4 protein-coding genes and 1 pseudogene are annotated in these 3647 nt (G+C 58.0%); all 5 read right to left on the bottom strand.

The genetic code is table 11. The features are described 5' to 3' along the window. Positions 1 to 553 (bottom strand): annotated as a pseudogene (locus NCN04_RS09400) (M23 family metallopeptidase); the annotation flags it as partial. A 30-nt stretch (positions 554 to 583) separates the two neighbouring features. Beyond that, positions 584 to 1354 carry a biotin--[acetyl-CoA-carboxylase] ligase gene (locus tag NCN04_RS09395; RefSeq protein ID WP_048347024.1) on the bottom strand — a complete coding sequence of 257 codons (771 nt, stop codon included), beginning with the start codon at positions 1352 to 1354 and terminating at the stop codon, positions 584 to 586. Beyond that, positions 1348 to 2541 carry an aminotransferase class I/II-fold pyridoxal phosphate-dependent enzyme gene (locus tag NCN04_RS09390; protein WP_250395914.1) on the bottom strand — a complete coding sequence of 398 codons (1194 nt, stop codon included), beginning with the start codon at positions 2539 to 2541 and terminating at the stop codon, positions 1348 to 1350. The genes NCN04_RS09395 and NCN04_RS09390 overlap by 7 nt, the downstream gene beginning before the upstream one ends. Beyond that, the gene (trxA, locus tag NCN04_RS09385; protein ID WP_048347022.1) at positions 2528 to 2854 is read right to left on the bottom strand and encodes a thioredoxin; all 327 of its coding nucleotides are present in this window, start codon (positions 2852 to 2854) and stop codon (positions 2528 to 2530) included. Before trxA ends, NCN04_RS09390 begins: the two co-directional genes overlap by 14 nt. 57 nt (positions 2855 to 2911) lie before the next feature. Next, positions 2912 to 3647: PspA/IM30 family protein (locus NCN04_RS09380; protein WP_502988782.1), on the bottom strand; the 736-nt coding region annotated here is incomplete at its 5' end.

Genomic DNA, 3647 nt, shown 5'->3' with positions numbered 1-3647 from the left:
GCATCAACCAACGGCCGATCACGGGATGTTGACGCATTCCGAATTCACTGGTGGTGATTGCAGAGCCAATGATGGGGAAGAGCAAGCGTTGATCACCATTTCCTGCGATCGCAAGAGGTCTGGGCGAAACGGAGAAGACGGACTCCAAGCGAAAGCCATGTCCGGCTCCTGCAAGGAGCGCTGAGACGGGGACCGAGATGGGAGAGAGACGACGATTCCTTTGGCTGAACGTGGCGCGATTGGACCGCCCGCGAAAGGCAACGCCGGTTGCGCACTCACGCTTGGACAGAGCGCCACTTCGACAGGCGTATTGAAAGCGCGGCACATCAATGGGCTTGGCAACCGCTCCTGTCTCCAGCGTTCGACGCTCTTGCGGAGTGATGATTTGATTGCGTTCGAGAGACTCCAACGAGCGATCGAAGCGTTGGGGAGTCTTGACGCGAAGTTCAGCCGGAGGACGTAGAGGCGCCTGAGGGGCTGGAAGGCCTTGAGGGCTCTGCGGAGCAGAGGGCAGGGTCAGAACCAAGGGAGCAGCGAGCCAGCGCAGGACCACTTCGTTTCAAAGGTCTTATCAGACGAGATTTTAGAGATTGTCATGGTTGACATCAGGCCAGCGGGTCCAGCTGGTGGTCCGGGTCCCTTGGCAAAGTTGAAGGGCTCCATTGAGGGCCAATCCTTGGATCTCCCAGATCTCTTTGCTCTGAGGATCCTTCACCTGATTGGCCCAAAGGCGATTCTCTATTCCACGACGCACAAGCTCTGGACGGTTGGCCAGGGTCTGGATGCTCTCCAAGGCTTTTAAGACCTCCACCGTCCACACGTCTCGTCTGGCGCATCCACGCGGCAGGAGATCGCGAAGGGCAATGGCCCCAACGGGAACCGGGTTAGCCACATTCATTCCAACTCCAATGCGCACCATGCGTAAACGACCGCCACGAAAAACCAGTCGAGGAAGCAAGCCAGCCAGTTTGCGGGAATCGATAAGGAGGTCGTTAGGCCATTTGATCCGGACGGTGAGTCCCGACTTTTCCAAGCGTTCACATAAGGCATATGCCACCATCAGCCCGAGCATGTCGGTGTGGCCGCTGCTTGAATCCCAGGGAAGAGCAGCGCTGATCCAGACCCCTCCACGCTCTGCCTCCCAGCGGCGGCCACGCTGGCCCTGTCCTCTGGTTTGGTGATCGGCCAGAACAGCTCGAGGCAGGTCTCCGCGCCAGGGCACTGCTTGAAGCCAGTGGCTCAGTTCAAGTTCTGTGCTTGCACAAACGGGTCTGCATTTCAGCCTCCAAGCATCGGCTTGCTGTCTGCGGAGGCGATGGACGAGTCCTCCTGCCCGTTGGTGATGGTTCAGCATTGCTGTTGCCACCAAGGCGTCAGTCGTGAAATTGCAGCCTCAAGTTCGGCCACTGGACGGACCAAGGCAAAGCGCAGCCAATCACGCCCAGCCTCTCCAAACCCGGAGCCAGGTGTGACCACAACCCCGCAATGCTTGAGAAGCTGAGCGGCCATCTCCTCGTCTCCCCATCCTTGGGCGCGGGCCCAGTCAGGAATGGGCGCCCAGAGATATAGGGCCATGGATGGCGATGGGATCGGCCATCCAAGCTCAGAGAGTGCAGCGCGCGTGCGGTCACGCCGTTCGCGGTAGATCGGTAGAAGATGGGCTGGCCAATCGGCGTGATCCGAGAGGGCCACAACAGCGCCCTGCTGAAGCGCCTGACATTGATTGAAATCAATCACGCTTTTGACCTGCCTCAAGGCCGTAATCAGGGTTTCCGCTCCGATCGCAAATGCCAGACGAAATCCACCAAGGCACCACCCCTTGGAGAGAGAAAAGAACTCGATTCCGCGTTCGCGCCAGCGGGGACAACGCAAAAGAGACGGGGCTTCTCCCTCAAGCGCTAGGTCTAGATAAGGATTGTCGTGGGCGACCACCAGATCATGGCGTTGGGCCTGACCCATCGCTTCATCAAGCCAGGATTGTTGACCAACACAGGCTGTGGGGTTGTGGGGAAAACCCAGCATCAAGAGTCGCAGTTGAGCCCATTGACTGTCTGTGATCGCCTTGAAGTTCGGAGCCCAACCTTGTTCCGGAGAGAGGGGAAGGGTCTGGATGGAAGCATCTGCTAATTCAAGGCCTCCGCGATGGGAGGGGTAAGACGGATCAAGAATCAGGGCTTGATCACCTGGGTCCAACACAGTCAACGGGAAATGGGCTGTCCCCTCTTGAGATCCAACCAGGAGAAGAACCTCACGCTCAGGATCCACCGTCACACCTAGTCGCTGTTCACACCAGGCCGCGGCTGCCTCCCGAAATGAGGCTGTTGCCGCGTGGAGGCAGTAGGCGGCACTCCTTGGCTCCTGGAGGTGGTTCGCCATCGCCTCTACTGCAGCAGGTGGGGGAAGCAAATCGGTGCATCCCAGGGAGAGGTCGATGAGTGGTTGATGTTGTTGTGTTGCCCCGAGCTTGTAGGAGTGCTTGCGCTGATCATTGCGATCAAACACTCCGCTCCCGAGGCGAGCCAGTCGCTTAGAGGTGAGCATCCAGAAAGGATTGCAACTGAGGGCGGGCAATGGCCCCTTCGTGCCGAGCAATTTCCTGGCCGTTACGGAACAGGATCAGGGTTGGAATGCCTTGAACTTTGAACCCATCGCGGGTGATCGGGTTGCCATCCACTTCAAGCTTCCCCACCAAAAGGCGTTCGGCGTAGGTCTCAGCAGCCCAGTCCATCAATGGCGCCATCAACCGGCAAGGGCCACACCATGGGGCCCAGAAGTCAACCAAAACGGTTGTGGACGCAGTCAACACATCCTGCTCGAACGCTGCATCTGTGAAGTCGGAAACAGCTGAAGACACGGGCGATCGTTGAACTGAATGAATCTTATGGACTCGGCTGCTGAAGGCGCAGATTCATCACAGTTTGTCGATAGATCGACGCAGCTCCTCGAGATCTGCATCCACCTCATTCACCTTGACGGGTTTCACCTCGGAGTCGGCAGCCGGGAGAGCGGCAGTCTCTGCGCCTCCCTTGACCTGCTTCCTTAGGGCTGCCAGTTCATCATCCACATCGTCGCCACCTTCCAGGGCCGCGAACTGGCTATCGAGGTCAGCACCAGCGAGCTCAGCTGCAGCTTGGCTACTGGCTTCGAGAGATTGAACCTTGTCTTCCATGCGCTCGAAGGCAGCCATGGCTGAATTGGTTCCCATGCTGCCAACAGCACTTTGGAGCTGTTGTTGGGCCTGGGCGGCTTGAGCCCGGGCTTTGAGCATGTCTTTCTTGGTTCGAGCCTCGGCAATCTTTCCTTCCAAAGCGACCAAGCTTTTTTTGAGCGTTTCAACTTGAGCGCTCTGAGCCTGAACCTGGGTGCCAAGAGAACTGGCCGTTTCTTGGAAGGTTTTGCGACGGGTGAGGGCCTCGCGCGCTAATTCGTCTTCATTTTTCTTGAGTGCAAGCTCGGCGCGCTCGTACCAGGTACGGGCTTGAGACTCGGCCTGCTCTGCTTGGTTTTGGAGCCGTTTTTGACTGGCGATCGCCATCGCAACAGCCTGTCGGAGCTTGACCAGGTCGTCTTGCATGTCAGAGACGGCTTGATCAAGGATCTTGACGGGATCCTCAGCTTTGCTGACGAGATCATTCAGGTTGGCGCGC

Source organism: Synechococcus sp. MU1655 (assembly GCF_023630655.1).
Taxonomy (GTDB): Bacteria; Cyanobacteriota; Cyanobacteriia; order PCC-6307; family Cyanobiaceae; genus Synechococcus_C.
This window is presented reverse-complemented; position numbering and strand designations above follow the sequence as displayed.